The sequence below is a fragment of the Streptomyces cinnamoneus genome, assembly GCF_002939475.1.
Lineage (GTDB): Bacteria > Actinomycetota > Actinomycetes > Streptomycetales > Streptomycetaceae > Streptomyces > Streptomyces cinnamoneus_A.
The window spans coordinates 1,499,176-1,519,867 of record NZ_PKFQ01000001.1 but is presented as its reverse complement, the minus strand read 5'-3'; the positions used below and the strand labels follow the sequence as shown (position 1 = coordinate 1,519,867).

19 protein-coding genes are annotated in these 20,692 nt (G+C 72.7%); 10 read left to right on the top strand and 9 right to left on the bottom strand.

Annotated elements, in window-relative coordinates; translation table 11 throughout:
• Nucleotides 1-21 precede the first annotated feature (21 nt).
• Both CYQ11_RS06135 and CYQ11_RS06130 read right to left on the bottom strand, forming a co-directional pair.
• Nucleotides 22-1,110, bottom strand: a complete 1,089-nt coding sequence (locus CYQ11_RS06135) for a zinc-binding dehydrogenase (RefSeq protein ID WP_099202087.1) — start codon at nt 1,108-1,110, stop codon at nt 22-24.
• Between the two features lie 29 nt (nt 1,111-1,139).
• The gene (locus CYQ11_RS06130; RefSeq protein ID WP_099202211.1) at nt 1,140-2,558 is read right to left on the bottom strand and encodes an aldehyde dehydrogenase family protein; all 1,419 of its coding nucleotides are present in this window, start codon (nt 2,556-2,558) and stop codon (nt 1,140-1,142) included.
• Nucleotides 2,559-2,744: 186 nt separating this feature from the next.
• Here CYQ11_RS06130 and hmgA point away from each other — a divergent pair, with 186 nt between their 5' ends.
• Nucleotides 2,745-4,076 (top strand): homogentisate 1,2-dioxygenase, encoded by a 1,332-nt coding sequence (hmgA, locus tag CYQ11_RS06125; protein WP_099202088.1) that lies wholly within the window; start codon nt 2,745-2,747, stop codon nt 4,074-4,076.
• A gap of 25 nt (nt 4,077-4,101) precedes the next feature.
• Entirely contained in the window at nt 4,102-4,851 is a 750-nt protein-coding gene (locus CYQ11_RS06120) for a GntR family transcriptional regulator (RefSeq protein WP_099202089.1), read from the top strand.
• A gap of 49 nt (nt 4,852-4,900) precedes the next feature.
• On the opposite strand, the gene CYQ11_RS06115 is transcribed toward CYQ11_RS06120, so the two are convergent.
• The 4 genes from CYQ11_RS06115 to CYQ11_RS06100 all read right to left on the bottom strand — a co-directional run bounded on the left by CYQ11_RS06115 (nt 4,901) and on the right by CYQ11_RS06100 (nt 8,756).
• Nucleotides 4,901-6,112: an acyl-CoA dehydrogenase family protein gene (locus tag CYQ11_RS06115; protein ID WP_099202090.1), complete on the bottom strand. Its 1,212-nt coding sequence runs from the start codon at nt 6,110-6,112 to the stop codon at nt 4,901-4,903.
• An 8-nt stretch (nt 6,113-6,120) separates the two neighbouring features.
• A complete protein-coding gene (locus tag CYQ11_RS06110) occupies nt 6,121-7,146 on the bottom strand; it encodes a phosphotransferase family protein (RefSeq protein WP_099202091.1) in 1,026 nt (341 codons plus the stop codon).
• Nucleotides 7,147-7,249: 103 nt separating this feature from the next.
• A complete protein-coding gene (locus tag CYQ11_RS06105; protein ID WP_099202092.1) occupies nt 7,250-8,197 on the bottom strand; it encodes an MBL fold metallo-hydrolase in 948 nt (315 codons plus the stop codon).
• 115 nt (nt 8,198-8,312) lie between these two features.
• A complete protein-coding gene (locus CYQ11_RS06100; protein ID WP_099202093.1) occupies nt 8,313-8,756 on the bottom strand; it encodes a MarR family winged helix-turn-helix transcriptional regulator in 444 nt (147 codons plus the stop codon).
• A gap of 137 nt (nt 8,757-8,893) precedes the next feature.
• Here CYQ11_RS06100 and CYQ11_RS06095 point away from each other — a divergent pair, with 137 nt between their 5' ends.
• Nucleotides 8,894-10,393, top strand: a complete 1,500-nt coding sequence (locus CYQ11_RS06095) for an MFS transporter (protein WP_099202094.1) — start codon at nt 8,894-8,896, stop codon at nt 10,391-10,393.
• Between the two features lie 52 nt (nt 10,394-10,445).
• The gene (locus tag CYQ11_RS06090; protein WP_099202095.1) at nt 10,446-11,369 is read left to right on the top strand and encodes an NADP-dependent oxidoreductase; all 924 of its coding nucleotides are present in this window, start codon (nt 10,446-10,448) and stop codon (nt 11,367-11,369) included.
• Nucleotides 11,370-11,396: 27 nt separating this feature from the next.
• On the opposite strand, the gene CYQ11_RS06085 is transcribed toward CYQ11_RS06090, so the two are convergent.
• Nucleotides 11,397-11,927 carry an NUDIX hydrolase gene (locus CYQ11_RS06085; protein ID WP_099202096.1) on the bottom strand — a complete coding sequence of 177 codons (531 nt, stop codon included), beginning with the start codon at nt 11,925-11,927 and terminating at the stop codon, nt 11,397-11,399.
• 33 nt (nt 11,928-11,960) lie between these two features.
• Nucleotides 11,961-12,845 (bottom strand): DMT family transporter, encoded by an 885-nt coding sequence (locus CYQ11_RS06080; protein ID WP_099202097.1) that lies wholly within the window; start codon nt 12,843-12,845, stop codon nt 11,961-11,963.
• 396 nt (nt 12,846-13,241) lie between these two features.
• Between CYQ11_RS06080 and CYQ11_RS06075 the strand changes: the two genes are divergently transcribed.
• Genes CYQ11_RS06075 through CYQ11_RS06065 form a run of 3 tightly spaced genes read left to right on the top strand, consistent with a single transcriptional unit; the run spans nt 13,242 to nt 17,781 of the window.
• Entirely contained in the window at nt 13,242-14,225 is a 984-nt protein-coding gene (locus tag CYQ11_RS06075) for a hypothetical protein (protein WP_099202098.1), read from the top strand.
• Between the two features lie 56 nt (nt 14,226-14,281).
• Nucleotides 14,282-15,835, top strand: a complete 1,554-nt coding sequence (locus tag CYQ11_RS06070) for an APC family permease (protein WP_099202099.1) — start codon at nt 14,282-14,284, stop codon at nt 15,833-15,835.
• On the top strand, nt 15,832-17,781 hold the full coding sequence (locus CYQ11_RS06065) for a primary-amine oxidase (RefSeq protein WP_099202100.1): 1,950 nt from the start codon (nt 15,832-15,834) through the stop codon (nt 17,779-17,781). The genes CYQ11_RS06070 and CYQ11_RS06065 overlap by 4 nt, the downstream gene beginning before the upstream one ends.
• A 25-nt stretch (nt 17,782-17,806) precedes the next feature.
• Here the strand turns inward: CYQ11_RS06065 and CYQ11_RS06060 are convergent, their stop codons facing one another.
• The gene (locus tag CYQ11_RS06060; protein ID WP_099202213.1) at nt 17,807-18,214 is read right to left on the bottom strand and encodes a hypothetical protein; all 408 of its coding nucleotides are present in this window, start codon (nt 18,212-18,214) and stop codon (nt 17,807-17,809) included.
• Between the two features lie 663 nt (nt 18,215-18,877).
• On the opposite strand from CYQ11_RS06060, the gene CYQ11_RS06055 reads away from it, so the two are divergent.
• Genes CYQ11_RS06055 through CYQ11_RS06045 form a run of 3 tightly spaced genes read left to right on the top strand, consistent with a single transcriptional unit; the run spans nt 18,878 to nt 20,413 of the window.
• Nucleotides 18,878-19,087: a hypothetical protein gene (locus CYQ11_RS06055; protein ID WP_099202101.1), complete on the top strand. Its 210-nt coding sequence runs from the start codon at nt 18,878-18,880 to the stop codon at nt 19,085-19,087.
• Nucleotides 19,071-19,583: a DUF6879 family protein gene (locus tag CYQ11_RS06050; RefSeq protein WP_181143590.1), complete on the top strand. Its 513-nt coding sequence runs from the start codon at nt 19,071-19,073 to the stop codon at nt 19,581-19,583. The genes CYQ11_RS06055 and CYQ11_RS06050 overlap by 17 nt, the downstream gene beginning before the upstream one ends.
• Nucleotides 19,580-20,413 carry a helix-turn-helix domain-containing protein gene (locus CYQ11_RS06045; protein WP_099202102.1) on the top strand — a complete coding sequence of 278 codons (834 nt, stop codon included), beginning with the start codon at nt 19,580-19,582 and terminating at the stop codon, nt 20,411-20,413. The genes CYQ11_RS06050 and CYQ11_RS06045 overlap by 4 nt, the downstream gene beginning before the upstream one ends.
• Nucleotides 20,414-20,692: the final 279 nt, after the last annotated feature.

Here is a 20,692-nt window from a genome sequence, read left to right as displayed (position 1 = left end):
CACCCCCGAGGGGGTGTCCCCCTAGTCGGGGAAGACCACCAGGGCCCGGCCCCCGCGCCCGGCGACCATCTCCTCGAAGGCCCCGGGGATGCCGTCGAGCCCGATCCGGTCGGTGACCAGGCCGGCCAGGTCGAAGCGCCCCTCGCGCACGTGCCCGGCGATGACCGGCAGGTCCTTCGCCGGGTCGCTGTTGCCGTAGACGCAGCCGGAGAGCGTACGGCCGAAGTGGAAGAGCTCCAGCGCCGAGAAGGACACCTGCTGGTCCTTGCCGCCGATGCCGACCACCGTCGTCCGGCCGCCCCGGCGCGTCGAGGACCAGGCGGTGCGGATGCTCCCGGCCCGGCCCACGCACTCGACGGCCACGTCCGCGCCGTGCCCGCCGGTGAGCGCGCGGACGCGCCGCGCGGTGTCGTCGGAGGCGAGGAGGAACTCGGTGGCCCCGGCGGCCCGGGCGAGTTCCTCCTTGTCCGGCGAGACGTCCACCGCCACGATCGTCCCCGCGCCCGCGAGCCGCGCCGCGCGCAGCGTGGCCAGCCCCACCCCGCCGGCGCCCACGACCACGACCGACTCGCCGGCGCGGACGCGCGCGTTGTGGTGCACGGCCCCGTAGCCGGTGAGCACCGCGCAGCCCAGCAGGGCGGCCTCGGCGAGCGGCACGCCCTCCGGCAGCGGCAGCACGGCGTCCGCGCCGACCACGGTCTCCTCGGCGAAGACGGCCGTCCCCAGGCCCGCGTGCAGCGCGCGGCCGTCCGCCCGCAGCGTGGCGTAGGGCACCGTGGCGGCCGCGGCCGCCCGGGCGCACAGCCACGGCTCGGCCAGGCCGCAGAAGTGGCAGGCCCCGCAGGAGGGCGCCCAGTTGAGGACCACCTGGTCACCCGGCGCGACGTGGCGCACGCCCTCGCCGACGGCGACGACCGTGCCCGCGCCCTCGTGCCCGAGGACGGCCGGCACGGGCTGGCGCAGGGTGCCGTCACAGAGGGAGAGGTCGGAGTGGCACACCCCCGCCGCGGCGACCCGCACGCGCACCTGGCCGGGGCCCGGCGCGGGCAGGTCGATCTCGGCGATCTCCAGCGGGGCGCCCACGGCGGGCAGGACGGCGGCGCGGACCATGCGGAACCCTTTCCTCGGTGGTGGGCGGGTCAGAACTGGAGCGACTTGGTCTGGAGGTACTCCGTCAGGCCGTGCACGCCCATCTCGCGCCCGACGCCCGACTGCTTGTGGCCGCCGAAGGGCGCCAGCAGGTTGAAGCGGCCGCCGTTGACGTCGACCTGGCCGGTGTCCATGCGGCGGGCGAAGGCGGCGGCCGTGGCGTCGTCGGCCGCCCAGACCGCGCCGCCGAGGCCGTACGGCGTGCCGTTGGCCAGGGCCAGGGCCTCCTCCTCGGTCTCGTAGCGCAGCACCGACAGGACGGGGCCGAAGATCTCCTCCTGGGCGATGGTCATGTCGCCGGTGACGTCGGCGAAGACGGTGGGGCGCACCCAGTGGCCCTTCTCCCGCCCCTCGGGCGCCTCGGGGCCGCCGGTGACGAGCCGGGCGCCCTCCGCCACGCCCTTGCGGATGTAGCCCACGACGCGTTCGCGCTGGGCCCGGCTCACCACCGGGCCCAGGCGGGTCTCCGGGTCGGCCGGGTCGCCCGGGACGTAGGAGGCCGCCGCCTCGGCGGCGAGCGCGACGGCTTCCTCGTAGCGGTCGGCGTGCACCAGCATGCGGGTGAGGGCGTTGCAGGACTGGCCGGCGTTGCGCATCACGTCGGCGACGTTGACGGTGACGGCCTTCGGCAGGTCGGCGCCGGGCAGGATGACGTTGGCGGACTTGCCGCCGAGTTCGAGCGCGACGCGCTTGACGGCGCCGGCGGCGACGGCGCCGACCTGCCGGCCCACGGCCGTGGAGCCGGTGAAGGACACCAGGTCGACGCCCGGGTGCTCGGCCAGCGCCCGGCCGGCGACCGGGCCCAGCCCGGTGACCATGTTGAAGACCCCGGCCGGCAGGCCGGCCTCCGCCACGCACGCGGCGAACAGGCGGGCGGTCAGCGGCGTGTCCTCGGCGGGCTTGAGGACCACCGTGCAGCCCGCGGCCAGCGCGGGGGCGACCTTGGCGACGATCTGGTGCAGCGGGTAGTTCCAGGGCGTGATCGCCCCGACCACGCCGACCGGCTCGTGGAGCACGGTGGAATTGCCGACACGCTCCTCGAAGGCGTACGTCGCGGCGAGCTCGGCGTACGAGGCGGTGACGGCGACCGGCAGCCCGACGTGCACGCGCCGGGCGAAGCCGATGGGCGAGCCCAGCTCGGCGGTGACCGTGGCGGCGATCTCCTCGCGACGGGCGTCGAGCGCGTCCCGCAGGGCGACCAGGTGCTCCCCGCGCCGGGCCGGCGCCGTGGCCGACCAGGCGGGCAGGGCCGCGCGGGCCGCCCGGACGGCGGCGTCGACGTCCTCGCCGTCACCGGCCGGGACCGTGGCGATGACCTGCTCGTCCGCGGGGTTGACCACCTCGGTGACCCCGCGTCCGGCGGCGGGCCGCCAGCTGCCGCCGATGTACATCCCGTCGTGGTTGCTCACGGGTCCGGTCATCTCCTCGCGCTGTCGTCCGGGGCGCCCGCGGCCGGCCTGTGCCGCCGCGGCGGCTTCGACCCTACCCATCGGTAGCGACAACTGACAGCCCTCTGCCCGGATTTGATCCATTGACGGACCGGCCCGGGAATCCTACGGTCTTCCATAGGAATCGATCAGCGGTGGGAGCACGCGATGAGCGACACGGGCAACGAGCAGGCGCGGAAGGCGGCGGAGGCCCTGACCTACCTGTCCGGCTTCGGCAACGAGCACGGCAGCGAGGCCGTCCCCGGCGCCCTGCCGCAGGGCCGCAACTCCCCGCAGCGCGCCCCCCTCGGGCTCTACGCGGAGCAGCTGAGCGGCTCCGCCTTCACCGAGCCCCGGCAGCACAACCACCGGTCGTGGCTGTACCGCATCCGGCCCTCGGCCGCCCACCCGCCGTTCACCCGCCTCGACGCCGGCGCGGTCCGCGGCGCGCCCTTCACCGAGACCGTCCCCGACCCCAACCGGCTGCGCTGGGACCCGCTGCCCGAGCCCCCCGCCGGCACGGACTTCCTGGCCGGCCTGTGGACCCTGGGTGGCAACGGCGACGCCGCGCAGCGCACGGGCATGGCCGTGCACCTCTACGCCGCCAGCGCCTCGATGGACCGGGTGTTCAGCGACGCCGACGGCGAGCTGCTGATCGTCCCCGAGCAGGGCGGGCTGCTGCTGCGCACGGAGTTCGGGCTGCTGCGGGCCGAGCCGGGCCACGTGGCGCTGATCCCGCGCGGCGTGCGCTTCCGCGTGGAGCTGCTGGACGCCACCGCCCGCGGCTACGTCTGCGAGAACCACGGCCGGCCCTTCACCCTCCCCGACCTGGGCCCCATCGGCGCCAACGGCCTGGCGAACCCCCGCGACTTCCTCGCGCCCGTCGCCGCCTACGAGGACGTGGACGGCCCCGTCGAGGTGGTCAACAAGTTCTGCGGCAACCTCTGGTCCGCGACCTACGACCACTCCCCGCTGGACGTCGTCGCCTGGCACGGCAACCACGTCCCGTACGTCTACGACCTGCGCCGCTTCAACGTGATGGGGACCATCAGCTACGACCACCCGGACCCCTCGATCTTCACGGTGCTCACCTCGCCGTCGGACACCCCGGGACTCGCCAACGTCGACTTCGTCGTCTTCGCGCCGCGCTGGCTGGTGGGCGAGGACACCTTCCGGCCGCCCTACTTCCACCGCAACGTGATGAGCGAGTACATGGGCCTGATCGAGGGCGCCTACGACGCCAAGACGGCCGGCAAGGGGGGTTTCGTCCCCGGCGGCGGCTCGCTGCACAACATGATGTCGGCGCACGGGCCGGACCGGGAGACCTTCGACAAGGCCAGCGCGGCGGACCTGAAGCCCCACAAGATCGACGACGGGCTCGCCTTCATGTTCGAGACCCGCTGGCCGGTGACCCTGACCGGGCAGGCGGCGGCCGCCGACCACCTGCAGAGCGGGTACGACACCGTGTGGCAGGGTCTGGAGCGCCATTTCAGCCGCTGACGCCCCCCGCAGAGCCGGAGCCCCCGTGACCACCTTCGCCCCCGACTCCCTCGCGCTCAACCGCAAGCTGCCGCTGTGGTACCAGGTCTCGCAGTCGCTGCGGGCCTCGATACTCGGCCGCCGCCCGGACGACCCGCTGCGGCTGCCCACCGAGGACGCCCTCGCGGAGCACTACGGCGTCAGCGTGCTGACCATGCGGCAGGCGCTGAAGGAGCTGGAGGCGGAGGGCCTCATCAGCCGGCACCGCCGGCGGGGCACCTTCATCGAGCCGAGCGCCCGGCGCGGGTCCCCGGTGCGCCTGCTGGGCTCGGTGGACGCGATCGTCGCCCAGCAGTCCGGCGAGCGGACGGCCGTGCTCGACCACGGCCCCGCGCCGGTGCCGGCCCAGCTGGCCGAGCACTTCCCCGGCCTGGCCGAGGTCACGGCCTACCGGCGGCTGCGCTGCGAGGAGTCCACGGGCGAGCCCACGAACTGGGCGGAGAACCTGATCCGCCCCGAGCTCGCCGAGCGCATCGACCTCGCCGACCTCGCCCGCTGGCCCATGACGAAGGTCCTGCGCGACGCGCTCGGCGTGCGGATCAGCCGCATCACCGACACGGTCGAGGCACGGCTGGCCGACCCGGAGACGGCGCGCCTGCTCCAGGTGCCGCTGCTGAGCCCGATCCTGCACTACACGGGGGTGACCTACGACGAGACGGGCCGGGTGGTCGACGTGGCCCTCATCCGCTACCGCGGGGACCGCTTCTCGTTCACCGTGACGCTGGACGCCCACTGAGGGCCCCGCCCCCCGCGGCCGGGGAGCGCAGCCAGCACACCTGCCACGGTCAGCGGTAGCGCGCCAGCTCCCGCCGCGCCAGCGACCGCTGGTGCACCTCGTCCGGCCCGTCCGCGAGCCGCAGGGTGCGGGCGGCCGCCCACAGTTCCGCCAGCGGGAAGTCCTGGCTCACCCCGCCCGCCCCGTGCAGCTGCACCGCCTGGTCGATGATGCCGGCCACCGTGCGCGGCGTCGCGATCTTGATGGCCTGGATCTCCGTGTGGGCGCCGCGGTTGCCCACCGTGTCCATCAGCCACGCCGTCTTCAGCACCAGCAGCCGCAGCTGCTCCACCGCGACGCGGGCGTCCGCGATCCACTCCTGCACCACGCCCTGCTGCGCCAGCGGCTTCCCGAAGGCCGTACGCGCCACCGCTCGCCGGCACATCAGCTCGATCGCCCGCTCGGCCATGCCGATCAGCCGCATGCAGTGGTGGATCCGGCCCGGGCCGAGCCGCGCCTGGGCGATCGCGAAGCCGCCGCCCTCCTCACCGACCAGGTGGTCCGCGGGGACCCGCACCCCGTCGAACACGACCTCCGCGTGGCCGCCGTGGTAGTGGTCCTCGTAGCCGTACACCCCCATGGCCCGGCGGATCTCCACGCCGGGAGCGTCCCGCGGGACCAGCACCATGGACTGCTGGCGGCGCACGTCGGCGCCGGGATCGGTCTTGCCCATCACGATGAAGATCCGGCAGTCGGGGTGCAGCGCCCCGGAGATGTACCACTTGCGGCCGGTGATCACGTACGCGTCGCCGTCGCGCTCGACACGGGTCTCGATGTTCGTCGCGTCCGAGGAGGCGACGTCCGGCTCGGTCATCGCGAAGGCCGAGCGGATGCGGCCCGCCAGCAGCGGCTCCAGCCAGCGCGCACGCTGCTCCTCGGTGCCGAACTGCGCGAGCAGCTCCATGTTCCCGGTGTCCGGTGCCGCGCAGTTGAGCGCGGTGGGGGCGAGCTGGGGGCTACGGCCGGTGATCTCGGCGAGGGGCGCGTACTGGACGTTGGTCAGCCCGGCCCCGTACCGCTCGTCCTGGAGGAAGAGGTTCCACAGCCCGCGCCGGCGGGCCTCCGCCTTCAGCTCCTCCACGACCGGCGGGACGTCCCAGGGCGAGGCGAGGGCGGCCCGCTGCTCGGCGGCCACGCTCTCCGCCGGGTACACCCGTTCGTCCATGAAGGCCAGCAGCCTCTCGCGCAGCTCCTCGGTGCGCGCGTCGCATGCGAAGTCCATGGTGTGCCTCAGCCCTTCCGGAGCGTGGTGAGTCCGCTGTCGATGAACAGCGGTACGAGCTGCCCGATGCGGTCGAAGCCCGCGCCGACCGTCTGGCCGAGGGTGTAGCGGTAGTGGATGCCTTCGAGGATCACGGCGAGCTTGAAGTAGGCGAAGGCGGTGTACCAGGGCAGCGCCGAGACGTCCCGCCCCGAGCCGGCCGCGTACCACTCGGCGATCTCGGCGGGATCCGGGTGGCCGGGGGCCTCGCGCGTGGTGGTGATCGGGGAGCCGGGCACGTCCCGCTGCTCGCTGTACATCATCAGCAGGCCCAGGTCGGTCAGCGGGTCGCCGAGGGTGGACATCTCCCAGTCCAGGACGGCCCGGACCGTGTCGTCGGCGCCGACGAGGACGTTGTCGAGCCGGTAGTCGCCGTGGACGACCGTGGGCGCGGGCGAGGCGGGCGGCGCCGCGCCCAGCGCCCGGCACAGCTCGTCGACGCCCGGCAGGTCACGGCTGCGGGACGCCTCCAGCTGCTTGCCCCACCGCCGCAACTGCCGCTCCAGGAAGCCCTCCGGCCGCCCGAAGTCCCCGAGCCCGACCGCGCCGGGATCGACGGCGTGCAGCCGCACGAGCGTGCCGGTCAGGCCCCGCACCACCGCGCGGGTGCGCTCCGGTCCGATCGCGGCGAGCTGCGCGGCGGTGCGGTAGGGCGTGCCCTCCACGTGCTCCATGACGTAGAAGGGCGCCCCCAGCACCTCCGCGTCCTCGCAGAGCAGCACCGTCCCCGGCACCGGGACCGCCGTGTCGCGCAGGGCACTGATCACCCGGTACTCGCGGCCCATGTCGTGCGCGGTGGCCAGCACGTGCCCCAGCGGCGGCCGGCGCACCACCCACCGCCGGCCGGTGCCGTCGGTGACGGCGTAGGTGAGGTTGGAGCGTCCGCCCGCGATCACCTCGGCGGTCAGCGGCCCTTCCACCAGGCCCGGCCGTGCGCGGCCGAGGTGGTCGCGCAGCCTTCGCAGGTCGAGGCCCGGGGGATTGGCTTGGCTCATCGCGTGCTCCTGAAGGGAGTTGGCCGTGGCGTCCGTCCCGGATCATGATGCCGACCAGTCGGTATGCCGTCCAGGGCCCACCGGCCCTTCGGTGCGGCACCGCTCACGCGTGGCAGGCGACCGGCCTGCCTCCGTTCATCACCATCATGTCGCCGAGGACGGTCACCAGGTCGAGCGGGGTGCCCAGCGGCAGGCCGTCCAGCTCCACGTAGGCGCGGTGCAGGTTGGCGACGAGGCGCTCGCTCTCCGGCAGCGCCGCGAACTCGCCCAGGTCCGCCCGCCGGGCCGCCTCCAGGGGGGTGAGGCCGGCCGCGTGGGAGGTGCGGGCCAGGTCCTCGACGAAGCGCAGGTAGCTCTCCACGGCGTCGTACGCGCCGGGATCGGTGACCCGTCCGTGGCCGGGGACGACCGTGTGGGCGTCCAGTGCGCGCAGCGTCTCCAGGGCGCGCAGCGAGCCGCTGAGGGAGCCCATCATGATGAACGGGGTGCCGCCGTTGAAGACGAGGTCGCCGGTGAAGACGATGCCCTGCTCCGGCAGCCAGGCGATGGTGTCGCCGACGGTGTGCGCGACGCCCGGGTGGAGGAGCCGCACCTCGATGTCGCCGACGTGCAGGGTGAGCGCGTCGGTGAAGGTGAGGGTCGGCGGGGTGACCTCGACGGCGCCGTAGTCGACCGTGGGCCAGGCGAGGTGCAGCTGGAGCCCGGCGGCGATCGTCTCCCTGCGGCAGTCGGCGTGCCCGATGACCGTGGCCTCGGGGGTGAAGACGCAGTTCCCGTAGGTGTGGTCGCCGTGGTGGTGGGTGTTGACGACGGTGGTGGGCAGCGGCGCGCCACTGGCGAGGACCGCCTCGCGCAGCGCGAGCGCCCGGCGCTCGGTGGCGGCCGTGTCGATCAGCAGGGTGCGGCCGGCCCCGGTGACGAAGCCCGCGTTGTTCAGGCACCACCCGCCGTCGGGCTGGATGTAGGCGTGCACTCCCGGAGCCAGGGGGACTGTGTAGGGGGAGTCGGGCACCGCCTCGCCGGCCGGCGCCTGCGGGTTGGTCGTGGTCATGGAGGCCCTTCCTTACCGTCCGCCGCGCGGCGGATCCGACTGGCCGTCAGAATACGGGGACGGCCGGGCCGGAGGGCACCCCCGGACCGGTCGCCGGTCGCGGGATTCCGGCCGGTCAGACGGCGCCGTGCTCCAGTCCGGGGCGCAAGGCTTCGAGGAGCCGGTAGAGCGTGGCGCGCTCCTCCTCGTCCAGCGCGTCGAGCGCGCTGTGGGTGGCCTGCATCTCGCCCCGGACCCGCTGGATGATCTCGCGGCCCTCGTCCGTGGCGACCACGTTCTTCACCCGGCGGTCGGCGGGGTCGGGCTCCCGGCGGACCAGGCCGCGGGCCTCCAGGCGGTCCACGATGCCGGTGACGTTGGACGCGTCACAGACCAGCAAGGTGGCGAGGCCGCGCATCGGGACCGGGCCCTTGAGCTGGGAGAGCAGCTTGGCCTGTACCGAGGTCAGACCGTGGCGCCCGGCGGCGGCCGCGAAGTCCTGCCACTGGGCGGTGCCGAGCGCGGCGACCAGCTCCAGGAGCTGGGCCTTGGTGGGGGGTGGGGTCGTCGAGCCGGTCATGCCGTGAAGTGTACTCAAGAGATTGATGTACTCAATCATTAACTTGACTATCTGAAGTTTCTCCGCCTAACGTTTCCCCGGTTGCTTGACGATCTCAAGCATCCATGTCGTGAAGTAACTGAAGGAACCGCCACCCCATGACCTCCCCCTCCCCGGCGCCCGCCCGGGGCGAGCAGCGGAACGAGACGGTCATCGTCTTCGCCCTGAGCCTCGCCGCCATGGTCGTCTCGATGATGCAGACCCTGGTCGTGCCGATCCTCGGCCTGATCCAGGACGACCTGAACACGACCTCCGCCAACGTCAGCTGGGTCACCACCGCGACCCTGCTCTCCGCCGCCGTCTTCACCCCGCTGCTGGGCCGCTTCGGCGACCAGCACGGCAAGAAGAAGACCCTGGTCGGCGTCCTGATCGTCATGGTGGCCGGGTCCGTCCTGGCTGCCGTGACCCACTCCCTGCTCTGGCTGATCGTCGGCCGGGTGCTCCAGGGCGCCGCCACCGCGATCTTCCCGCTCGCCCTGTCCGTGCTGCGCGAGGAGGTCCGCCCCGCGAAGCTGCCCGGCGCGATGGCCATGGTCAGCGGCACCCTCGCCTTCGGCAGCGGCCTGGCGCTCGTCGCCACCGGCCTGCTGACCTCCGGCGACCACCCCGACTACCGCAGCGCCTTCTGGCTGGCCACCGGTCTCGCCGCGCTCGCCCTGCTCGCCGTCGTCACCCTCGTGCCCGCCACCCGGGAGACCACCGGCGGCCGCACCGACGTCCTGGGCGCCCTCACCCTGGCCGCCACCCTGGTGCTGCTCCTGCTGCCCATCACCCAGGGCCACGAGTGGGGCTGGTCCTCCGCCCGTACGCTCGGCTGCTTCGCCGGCGCCGTGGTGATGGCCGCGCTGTGGACCGTCGTCGAGCGCAAGGTGCGCGAGCCGCTGGTGGACATGCGGATGTTCGTCCACCGCCCGGTGCTCTTCGCCAACATCGCCGGCCTGCTCGTGGGCTTCGGCTCGTTCGCCCTCTTCATCGGCGTCTCCTACCTGGTGCAGATGCCGTCGAAGATCACGGGCTACGGCTTCGACGCGAGCGTCCTGCGCGCCTCCGTCGAGTACCTGCTGCCCAGCACCATCGTCTCGCTCCTCGCGGCCCCCGTGGGCGGCCAGCTCGTCCGCCACAAGGGCCCGCGCCTGGTCCTGCTGCTGGCCTCGCTCATCGGCACCGCCGGCTTCGTGTGGATCGCGCTCGACCACGACCACACCGTCTCCGTGATCGCGGCCGGCATGTTCGTCGGCGCGGCCATCAGCTTCGGCTACGCGGCCATGCCCGCCGTGATCGTCGCGAGCGTCCCGCACCACCAGACGGGCATAGCCAACGGCATCAACTCCATCTCCCGTTCCACGGGCAGCGCCATCGGCAGCGCGATGATCACCACGGTGCTCGCCTCCAAGAGCATCGAACACCTCCCGCCGGGAGTGCCCAAGCTGCCCGCCGAGAGCCAGTTCAGCCTGACCTTCGTCATCGCGGGAACGGCGTTCTGCCTGGTCGCCCTCGTGGCCGGGCTGGGCCTGCGGAAGATCGCCGCACCGCGGCAGGCAGCGGTGGCGGCCCCGGCCCCGGCGGCCGACGCTGGGAGCGCGACGACCACCGGCTGAACCCGGCAACGACGGGACGACGGACAACGACGGCAACGAAGGAGTCACCACCATGAAGGCAGTCAGCTACCGCGCCTACGGGGGCCCCGAGGTCCTGGAGTACGGCGAGCTGCCGAAGCCCAAGGTCGGCCCGGACTCCGTCCTGATCAGGGTCAGGGCGGCGGCGGTCAACCCCGTCGACTGGAAGGCGCAGGCCGGCTACCTCGACCCCATGCTCGACGCCGTCTTCCCCGTCGTCCCCGGCTGGGACGTCTCCGGAGTCGTCGTCGCCCTGGGCGCGGACACCCCCGAGTTCCAGGTGGGCGACGAGGTCATCGGCTACGTGCGCAAGGACGTCCTGTCCGGCGGCACCTTCGCCGAATACGTGGCCGCCCCGGTGCGCACCCTCGCCCGCAAGCCGGCGGGCCTCACCTTCGAGCAGGCCGCCGGCCTGCCGCTGGCGGGCCTGACCGCCTACCAGTCGCTGAAGGCGGCGGGGGCGGGGGAGGGCGACACCGTCCTCGTCCACGCCGCCGCCGGAGGGGTGGGCACCTTCGCCGTCCAGCTCGCCCGGCACCTCGGCGCCCGCGTCATCGGCACCGCCAGCGAGCGCAACCACGACTTCCTGCGCTCCCTCGGCGCCGAACCCGTCGTCTACGGGGAGGGGCTCGCCGAGCGAGTGCGGGCCCTGGCGCCCGAGGGCGTGGACGTGGTCCTCGACCTCGTCGGCGGTGGCGTCGTCCACACCTCGCCCGAGGTGAGTGCCGAGGGCGCCCGTCTCGTGTCGATCGCCGACGGGGACGTGGCGGCGCTCGGCGGACGCCTGCTGTGGGTCCGCCCGGACGCCGAGGACCTCACGGCCCTCGCCCACCTGGCGGAGCAGGGCGTGCTCTCGGTGGAGGTGGCCGAGGTCTTCCCCCTGGAGAAGACCGCCGACGCGCAGCGGCTCAGCGCCGGGGGACACACCCGCGGCAAGATCGTGGTCACCGTCGACTGACCGCCCGCCCGGCGGAACCGGTCCCCTTCAGGCCCGGTTCCGCCGGTGCTCGCGCAGCAGGCGGTGGGCCGCCAGGCCGTCCGGCACCCACTCCCACTGCTCCAGACGGGCCTCCACCTCCTCCTCGGAGAGGAAGGCGTACCAGGCGACCTCTTCCGCCTGAGGGTTGACCGGAAGGTCGCAGCGCACCTCATAGACCGCCGACCACCAGCTGTGCTCATCCGTCTCGTACAGGAAGCGGAACAGCGGCGTGGGGGCCGGGAGGCCGCTGACGCCCAGCTCCTCCTCGGCCTCCCGCAGCGCGGCGCCGTCATACGTCTCGCCCGCCCCGACCACGCCGCCGACGAACATGTCGTACCGCGAGGGGAAGACGAGCTTCCGGTCGGTGCGGCGGTGCACGAAGATCCGCCCCCGGGCGTCCCTCGCCTGGACGAACACACAGCGGTGGCGCAGTCCCCGCGCGTACGCCTCGCCGCGCGGCGCCTGCCCGACGACCCGGTCGTGCGCGTCGACGACGTCCAGCACCTCGTCCGCCGCGAGCGGCTCCTGATCACTCATGGGCCCATCCAAGCAGGGCCGCGCCCGGCCGCGTCAGTGCGGCTGGAGGTCGCGGACGCGGTCGTCCTGCGCCATGCCGGAGGGCATGGCGGGATGCCGGCCGATGAGCACGATCCCGGTCACGATGGCCGCCAGGCCCGCGGCCTCCCAGGCCAGCGCCCCCGGGGTGGTGCGCACCCGGTCCCCCACGAAGCCGACCCCGCAGACGATCCCCGCCAGGGGCTGGGCGGCGGTCAGGGCGGGCAGCGACATCCGCAGCGGGGCCGTCTCGAAGGCGCTCTGCACCATCACCAGCGCCGTCACCCCGAGCACCAGCACGGCGTACGGCTGCCAGCTGGTGACCAGGGTGGTCCAGCCGCCGTGGCCGAAGCGCTCGCCGGACACCCGGGTGAGGGCGTCCTGGAGGCCGTAGAGCAGCCCGGCGGCCACCGCCAGCAGGGCGGCCTCCGTGCTCATCCGCACCCGTTTGGAGACGGCCGCCAGCAGCAGGGCGGTGCCCACCATCACGCCGACGATCAGCCAGTGCCGCAAGGGATCGGTGACCGCGCCGCCGCCGTGCGGCCGGCCCGCGACGATGAACGCGGTGACCCCGCCGGCCAGCAGCCACAGCCCGCCCCAGCCGCTGCGGCCGAGCGGCTGCCTGGTCTGCCAGCGCGAGAGCGCCATGGCGAACAGCAGGTTCGTCGCGGTGAGCGGCTCCACCAGCGAGATCTCGCCCCGGCTGAGCGCGACGGCGCTGAGCGCCATGCCGCAGACCATCAGCCCGATGCCCGCCAGCCAGCGGGGCATGCGGACCAGGTCCAGCAGGAGCCGGAGGGAGAGGAAGTCGCTCATGGGCGCCCGCTGCGCGGCGTTCTGCTGGAGGACGAACCCCACGCCCAGACAGGCCGCCGCGCTCACGGCGAAAGCGAAGACCATCACGTCGCGCACCTCAAGACCGGCCGGTCGTAGGGGACTTGACAGCAGAACGATAGCCGCCCTGGGGGCGGTGTGACGGCCGAGTACCCCTCTTTCGCCCGTTCATCCGCCCCGTGGTTGACTCGCTCCCCGGGGGTCGAACTAGAGTTCGCCGCACATGTGTATGTGTCGCCGGGAGTGCCCGTCGGCCCCCTCGCGCTCCGGAGCCCCCGGGGCGTACCCGGCAACTGATGCTGACTCTACGTCACTTGACGTCATGCCAGCGTCAAGATCGGTCTTGACGCGGAGCCGTGACTACCGGTTTGCTGTGCGTGATTGAGACAGACGGGAAAGCCTGTTCGCGGACGCCCGGACCCGGCGCCCGGAGGGGACGCACGCCGTGGAGGAAGCCCGCAGATGACGCCCCCGCCTCCCCTCGGCCGCCCGCGCAACAAGGACGGGCCGGCCTTCGACCCGGCCCTGGACGACACCGCCCTCGCCGCCGCCCGGGACGCCCTCGCCCGCGGCCGCTGGGCCGACGCCCGGCAGCTCCTCGCCCGCACCGGTGACGACTGGGACCGCCGCGGCCACCGCCTCGTGGCCCTCGGCCGGCCCCCCACCGCCGCCGCCTGGGCCCGCGAATGGCAGCTCGCCGAGCCCGACAGCCCCGACGCCGCCGCCCTCCTCGCCTTCGCCACCGTCTTCCGCGCCCTCGGTGGCAAGGACGCCCCCGACGCCGCCCGCGCCCTGTGCCTGGCCGCCGGCCGGATGGCACCGCGCGACCCCACCCCCTGGCTCGGCGCCCTCGTCCTGGCCCGCCGCACCGGCACCGACGACGAGCGCGTCCGCGCCTTCGACCAGGTGCGCGCCCGGCACCGCGACCACCACCACGCGCACCACCTGATGGCGGCCTGCCTCGCCGAACACCAGGACGGCGACCGCGACGACCCCCTGCACGAGGTCTACGACTTCGCCGCCTGGGCCGCCGAGCAGGCTCCCGCCGACTCCCCCCTGGCCGTCCTGCCCGTCGTGGCCCACGCCGAGCGCTACCGCGTCCTGGCCCGCGCCGGACTCGAGCCCGGCGACCCCGCGCGGTCCGGGCACTGGAGGACCCGGCGCGCCCGCCAGGTGATGAAGTCCGCCTTCGACTGGTGGCTCGAATGGGACGTCGACGAGGACGCGGCCGACGCGCCGGACACCGCCGGCTCCTCCCACCCCCGGCGCAAGGTCGACCTCAACTTCCTCGCCCACGCCAAGCTCCACGAGGGCCGGACGGCCGAGGCCGCCGCCCTGCTCACCCGCATCGGCCCCCACGCGACCCCCGCCCCCTGGTCCTACCCCGGCCAGGACCCCGGCGCGGCGTTCCGGGCCGCCCGCCGCGCCGCGCTCGGCGCCGGGTGAGACATCCGCAGAAGCCCCATCCCCCCGCCCTCCTCCACGGGAAGGACGACCCCGCCATGCCGACGGGCTCCACGAGCGAGATCAGCACCTTCAAGGGCCAGGGCAGACGCCTGCGCTCCGACCGGATAGGAGCGGCCGGCCTGCTGCTCTCGGTCGTCGCGGCCAGCGCCCCCCTGATGGTCACGGCCGGCGTCATGCCGACCACCTACGGGACCATGGGCATCGTCGGGCAGCCGCTGCTCTTCGTCATCCTCGGCGTGGTCCTGACGCTCTTCGCCTGCGGCTACGCCGAGATGAGCCGCCACGTCCACAACGCCGGGGCCTTCTACGCCTACATCGCCCGCGGCCTCGGCGGCACCGCCGGCGCCGCCGCCTCCGTGGTCGCCCTGGTCGCCTACAGCACCCTGCAGTTCGGCATCTACGGCATCTTCGGCTTCGAGGTCTCCGGGCTGCTCGCCGACCACTTCGGCACCGGCGTGCCCTGGTGGGTGCCCGCCCTCGCCGCCGTCGCGACCATCGGCGTGCTCGGCTGGCTGAAGATAGACCTCAGCGCCAAGGTCCTCGGCGTCCTGCTGCTCGTCGAATGCGTCATGGTCGGCCTCTTCGACGTCGCGGGCCTGACCGATCCGGGCCCGGAAGGCGTCTCGCTGCACGCCTTCGACCCCACCACGCTCAGCGGCGGCGGGCTCGGCACCGCCCTGTGCTTCACCATCGCCGCCTTCGTGGGCTTCGAACAGGCCGCCGTCTACGCCGAGGAGACCAGCCGCCCGCAGGTCGTCGTCGCCCGCGTCACCTTCCTCGCGGTCGGCTTCGCCGCCGTCTTCTTCGCCCTCAGCTCCTGGGCGCTCAGCGTCGCCGCCGGCCCCTCCGCCATCGTCGACACCGCCCGCGCCCAGGGCCCGGGCCTTCTCTTCGACCTCACCGGCGCACGCCTGGGCAGCGGCTTCGCCGACCTCATGCACCTCTTCTACGTCACCGGTACCTTCGCCGCGCTGCTCAGCTTCCACAACGTCGTCGCCCGCTACGCCTTCGCCATGGGCCGCGAGGGCCTGCTGCCCGCCGCCGTCGGCCGCACCGCCCGCGCCAGCGGCGCCCCCGCCCACGGCTCCCTGCTCCAGAGCGCCGTCTCCGCCCTCGCCGTCCTGCTCTTCGCCGTCACCGACGACGGACCCCAGGGCGACCCGACCGCCCCCGTGCAACGCCTGTTCACCTGGAGCGGCAACGTCGGCGCCCTGGGCATCATCGTGCTCATGGCCGCCACCTCGGCGGCCGTCATCACCTTCTTCGTCCGCCGGGGCGCGGCGCGCCTCCAGGCGCCCCGGCTCACCGCCTGCGGGCTGGCCGGGGCGGCCCTGCTCGTCATGGCCTGCTACGCCGTCAAGGACTCCGCCGTGCTCGTCGGCGCCGGCCCCGGATCCGCCCTGCGCTGGGTGCTGCCCGGCGTCGTCGGCGCGGCCGTCGTCCTCGGGCTCGGCTACGGACTCGTGCTCAAAGCCGTGCGCCCCCGGGTGCACGCCCGCATCGGCCTGGGCAACGAGGCGTTCCAACTGGAGAAGGCCGCCGCGACGGCGGCCGCCACCGCCACACACCACAGAAAGGTTTCCCCATGACGTGCCGCCACCCCGCCCCCGCGACGGCGCCGCACCCCCTCGACCCCCTGGACGCCGCCGAGTTAAAGACGGCCCGGCACGTCCTGGAGGAAGCGGGCAAGGTCTCCCCGAGCACGCGTTTCGCGCTGGTCCTGCTCGACGAGCCCGGCCGACACGAGGCGGCCGCCCACCGGCCCGGCCGGCCATTCACGCGCCGCCTGCGGGTCACCCTCCTCGACTCGGCGACCGGCGCCGCCGCCGAGGCGCTCGTCGACGTCACCGGCGGCGTGCTGCTCTCCCACCGCGCCCTGGACGTGGCGGCGGAGGGGCAGCCGCAGATCACCTTCGAGGAGTACGGGATCGTCGACGCGATCGTGAAGGCCGACCCCGGCTGGCGCGCGGCCATGGCCGCGCGCGGCGTGACGGACACGGAGCTGGCGATCTGCGGCCCCCTCGCCGCGGGCAGCCTGCTGCTCGACCGCCCCGGCCGCCGGCTGCTGCGGTCGCTGACCTGGCTGCGCTGCGACGCGACCGACAGCCCCTGGGCCCATCCGGTGGGCGGCCTCGTCGCGGACGTCGACGTCATCGAGCGCAAGGTCGTGCGCCTCGTCGACACCGGCCCGGTGCCCGTGCCCGCCGAATGCGGGCGCTACACGGCCGACTCCACCGGCCCCGCCCGCACGGATCTGCGCCCCCTGGAGATCACCCAGCCCGAGGGTCCCTCCTTCCGGCTCGACGGGCCGCTGCTGACCTGGCAGAACTGGAGCTTCCGCGTCGACTTCAACGCCCGCGAGGGCCTGGTCCTCCACCGCGTCACCCACCGCGACGGCGACCGCGAACGGTCCGTCCTGCACCGGGCCTCCCTCGCCGAGATGGCCGTCGTGTACGGAGAGGCCGAGGAGTCCCGCAACTGGGTCGGCTTCCTGGACGCGGGGGAGTACTCCCTGGGCCGCAACGCCAACGCCCTGCGGCTCGGCTGCGACTGCCTCGGCGAGATCCGCTACCTCGACGCCGTCGTCGCCGACGACCTCGGCAACCCCGAGACGCTGCCGAACGCCATCTGCATCCACGAGGAGGACACCGGCCTCCTGTGGAAGCACACCGACATCTTCAACGACATGGCCGCCGAGAGCCGGCGCGCACGGCGCCTGGTCGTCTCGTACATCGCCACCGTCGGCAACTACGACTACGGCTTCTACTGGTACTTCCAGCAGGACGGGACCATCGCCTTCGAGGTCAAGGCGACCGGCGTCGTGCAGACCTCGGCCGTCGTCCCCGGCGCTGGCTCGCCCCACGGCACCGAGGTGGCGCCGGGCCTGCTCGCCCCCCACCACCAGCACCTGTTCTGCGTCCGGCTCGACGTGGCCGTCGACGGGCTCGCCAACACCGTGGAGGAACGCGACGTCGTCCCCGTCCCCGAGGGTCCGCGGAACCCGGGCGGCAACGCGTTCACCACCCGTACGACCGTCCTGGCCGACAGCGCGGACGGCGGCCGGACGGCCGACCCCCTGGCCGGCCGGGTGTGGCGGATCACCAACCCCCGGGTGCGCAACCGCATGGGCGAGCCCACCGCGTACACCCTCGTCCCCCAGCCCGGTCCGGTCCTGCTCGCCCGGCCCGGCTCACCGGCCGCCCGCCGCGTGGCCTACGGCACCCGGCACCTGTGGGTCACCCGGCACCGCCCCGACCGCCGCTACCCGGCCGGCGACCGGCCGAACCAGCACCCCGGCGGCGCGGGCCTGCCGCAGTGGACGACGGGCGGCGAATCGCTGGAGGAGACCGAACTGACCGTCTGGCACACCTTCGGGTCCACGCACCTGCCGCGCCTGGAGGAGTGGCCGGTCATGCCCGTGGAACCCATGGGCTTCACGCTCAAGCCGACCGGCTTCTTCGACCGCAACCCCGCCCTGGACCTGCCCCGGGAGACGGCCGGCCACTGCGCCACCCCACCGCCGGAGCAGCCCTGACGGCCCGGGGAGGGCGCGGGCGGCCTCAGCCCTCCAGCGCCTTCCCCACCCGCCGCGAGACGGTGAACCCGTAGAGGTCCAGCACCCCGGGCGGCTCCGCCAGCCCGGGCCCGCCGGCCCGCACCCACGCGGCGATGTCGGCCAGCACGTCGTCGTCGTTGACCAGCCCCAGCCACACGGGCCTGCCCCCGGCCGCCCGGCCCGCCGCCGACGGCTGCACCACCACCACGTTGGCCTGGTCGCACACGTCCAGGCACTCGGAGGCCCGCACCAGGGCGGCCCCCGCCGCCGCCTCGCGCAGCCTGCCGATCTGTCCGGCGTGGTCGACGCCGGGCACCTTGGCCGGATCGCCGCAGCAACAGCCGCGGCAGACGGTGATCCGGCAGGTGCCGGCGGACGCGGGGACGCGAGGGGAACCGGTGTTCGTGATCATCGGGGCGATGATACGCAGGGCCGCACAGACGAAAGAACCCCAGCTTTCGCTGGGGTTCTCGCTGGTGTCCGAGGGGGGACTTGAACCCCCACGCCCGATCTGGATGGCTTGACCGATGAGCTGTTCAAGCGCTCCGGGTGCTGCGCTGTGCATCAGCTCATGCAGGTAGGGGTCAAGGTCGGTGATGTCGTCCGGCAACCGAAGCTCGGGGACGAGTGATGTGCCATCGGTTGCGTACTTCCCGGGCGGCATCCTGACCTTCTCCGGGTGCACGCACACGGGTACTCCGGCCGCCGTGTACCTATGGCCGTCAGCCGGGTTGAACGGGAACTCACGGGATGGACGTTCGGCCACGTCGAACCCTCCAAGAGGGAAGCGGCGTGAGGGGCAGATGCCGCACACGAGGTGCTCGTCGCTGGTGACGAAAGCCTCGACCATGGCAGCAAAGCGTAGCTCCCGGAGGAGATGCCGGGAGCTGCGCTTCGTTGGTTTGAGGGCTGCACGTGCGAGTACGCGACCACGTACCGGGGGGTGGGCTGGGGCGGTCGTGACCTGTTTATGCAAGGACACGCATAGTCGCGTTCACACATAGACGCGTAGCGCCACCCCTTCTACTGTCGTTGGGCAGGTGGCCCAAACGGGGCCAGGGCAAGGGGGTTTGGCATGTCCGAACGTTCGGCACTCACCCGGCTCACGGGCAACGGCAACGGCGAGTGCGGAGAGAAGGACTGCCCGAACGTGTACCGCACGGCGACCGGATCGTTCGTGGTGCAGGGCGACGTGTCCGACGCCTTCACCCCGCCCACTGGTGAAGGGCTCGTGGAAATCCCCGAGGCGGTTCTCAGGGAGGCATTCCGTGCGCTTGGATGGTGACGCGTGGAATGACTGCTTCGATTCCATGGAGCGTGAGGCGTGGCGGCTGGAAACGCTGCCCGTCTACACCATGCCCCAGGAAGCGGAGAAGTTGAAACGCTTCCTCGCCGGGGAGAAATCCCCCGACGATTACGCGTCGGCCTGGATGGACGAGGTCCAGCAATGGACCTCGGAAGGAAAGAGCGTCGGCAGGGTGCACGTCGTGACCCGCCCGCTCTCGGACTATCTCCGGTTCGAGTTCGAGTATTACTACCGGCATCACGTGAAGGTGGGCGAGGATATCCGCATCCTCGATCTCACCGACCGGGAGAACCCGGGACTTCCGGATCAGGATTTCTGGATGTTCGATGAGTCCAAAGTGGTCCTGATGAACTACCGGGCGGACGGGACGCAGATAAGCCGGGAACTGTACGAGGGCGATCCAGAGCCGTACCGGCGGTGGAGGCAGATTGCCGTTGCCGAGGCGGTTCCATTCCTGGAGTACGTGAGCGGGTGACGTTCGATCCTGAACAGTTGGGGCAGCCGAAACAGGAACTGGCGGCCCTGCTGAAAGAACTACGCAAGCGAGCCGGCCTCACTGGGGACCGGCTCGCTCGGCGTTGCAACATGTCCCAATCGAAGATCAGTCGGATCGAGAATGGGAAAGCCCAACCGAGCCTGCTGGACCTGGAAAGAATCCTCCGGGCCGTCGTGGCTCCGCCCGAGGTCATCGAGGAGGTCATCGCTCTCGCGAGGCTGGCCAACACCGAATGGCAAGACCTTCGCTCGCTACGCCGCAGGGGCCTGGAGAAGAAGCAGACTGAACTTGCGGCCCTTGAATCCTCGTCTACGCAGTTCCGCTTCTTCCTGCTCTCGATGATTACAGGACTACTGTCCACTCCTGAGTACATCCGGGCCAGCCTTGCCCATTCCCCGGCCGATGTCACTAAGACGATCGCGAGAAAGCTGGAGCGGCAGGAGGTTCTTTACGACACGAAGAAGCGGTTTACCTTCATCCTGACTGAGCAGGCCGTCAGGTGGCCGCTCCTGCCCCCGGCTGCGATGGCGATGCAGATCGACCGGCTGGTCTCACTGACTCACCTTACGAACGTGAAGCTTGGCGTCATCCCAATTGCGGGATACAAGCCCATGGCTCCGATGGATACGTTCACCGTCTATGAAAACACGCTGGCCACTGTGGAGAACGCGACCGGTGTCGTGATCCTGAGAGATCCGAGAGACATCGAAATGCATCTGGAACTGTTCTCCACGCTGGAGGGTTATGCGTTGTTCGGGGACGAAGTACGAGCCTTGCTGGCGGAGTGGTCCGCCGCTTGCCGTTCATGATCTTTAGTCCATGACGGGAAAGAGCTACACAGCCGCCGCTTTCCGGGTCAATGATTTCCCCCATGGCGGCGACCGAGCGAGACGAAACGAGAAACCGCAACGGCGGGCGCATGACCCTGCGCGTGTCGTACGACGGCGGTAAGACGTACGGCCCGGCGCGCACGGTGCAGGTGAACCCGCGCAACGCGGTGATCTTGGGTTCGCCGACCAAGTACCCGCCGTGCGGGTGCCCTCGGTGCACGGGGCGCTTGCCGCCCCCGGGGTCGGAGTGATGTCCGG

What these genes read in the sequence shown, in the direction of transcription:
- CYQ11_RS06075 (WP_099202098.1), top strand. Translation starts at nt 13,242, where the DNA reads ATGACGCCCCCGCCTCCCCTCGGCCGCCCGCGCAACAAGGACGGGCCG.
- CYQ11_RS06080 (WP_099202097.1), bottom strand. Translation starts at nt 12,845, where the DNA reads ATGGTCTTCGCTTTCGCCGTGAGCGCGGCGGCCTGTCTGGGCGTGGGG.
- CYQ11_RS06100 (WP_099202093.1), bottom strand. Translation starts at nt 8,756, where the DNA reads ATGACCGGCTCGACGACCCCACCCCCCACCAAGGCCCAGCTCCTGGAG.
- CYQ11_RS06060 (WP_099202213.1), bottom strand. Translation starts at nt 18,214, where the DNA reads ATGATCACGAACACCGGTTCCCCTCGCGTCCCCGCGTCCGCCGGCACC.
- CYQ11_RS06110 (WP_099202091.1), bottom strand. Translation starts at nt 7,146, where the DNA reads ATGAGCCAAGCCAATCCCCCGGGCCTCGACCTGCGAAGGCTGCGCGAC.
- CYQ11_RS06065 (WP_099202100.1), top strand. Translation starts at nt 15,832, where the DNA reads ATGACGTGCCGCCACCCCGCCCCCGCGACGGCGCCGCACCCCCTCGAC.
- CYQ11_RS06055 (WP_099202101.1), top strand. Translation starts at nt 18,878, where the DNA reads ATGTCCGAACGTTCGGCACTCACCCGGCTCACGGGCAACGGCAACGGC.
- CYQ11_RS06105 (WP_099202092.1), bottom strand. Translation starts at nt 8,197, where the DNA reads ATGACCACGACCAACCCGCAGGCGCCGGCCGGCGAGGCGGTGCCCGAC.
- hmgA (WP_099202088.1), top strand. Translation starts at nt 2,745, where the DNA reads ATGAGCGACACGGGCAACGAGCAGGCGCGGAAGGCGGCGGAGGCCCTG.
- CYQ11_RS06135 (WP_099202087.1), bottom strand. Translation starts at nt 1,110, where the DNA reads ATGGTCCGCGCCGCCGTCCTGCCCGCCGTGGGCGCCCCGCTGGAGATC.
- CYQ11_RS06115 (WP_099202090.1), bottom strand. Translation starts at nt 6,112, where the DNA reads ATGGACTTCGCATGCGACGCGCGCACCGAGGAGCTGCGCGAGAGGCTG.
- CYQ11_RS06095 (WP_099202094.1), top strand. Translation starts at nt 8,894, where the DNA reads ATGACCTCCCCCTCCCCGGCGCCCGCCCGGGGCGAGCAGCGGAACGAG.
- CYQ11_RS06090 (WP_099202095.1), top strand. Translation starts at nt 10,446, where the DNA reads ATGAAGGCAGTCAGCTACCGCGCCTACGGGGGCCCCGAGGTCCTGGAG.
- CYQ11_RS06070 (WP_099202099.1), top strand. Translation starts at nt 14,282, where the DNA reads ATGCCGACGGGCTCCACGAGCGAGATCAGCACCTTCAAGGGCCAGGGC.
- CYQ11_RS06085 (WP_099202096.1), bottom strand. Translation starts at nt 11,927, where the DNA reads ATGAGTGATCAGGAGCCGCTCGCGGCGGACGAGGTGCTGGACGTCGTC.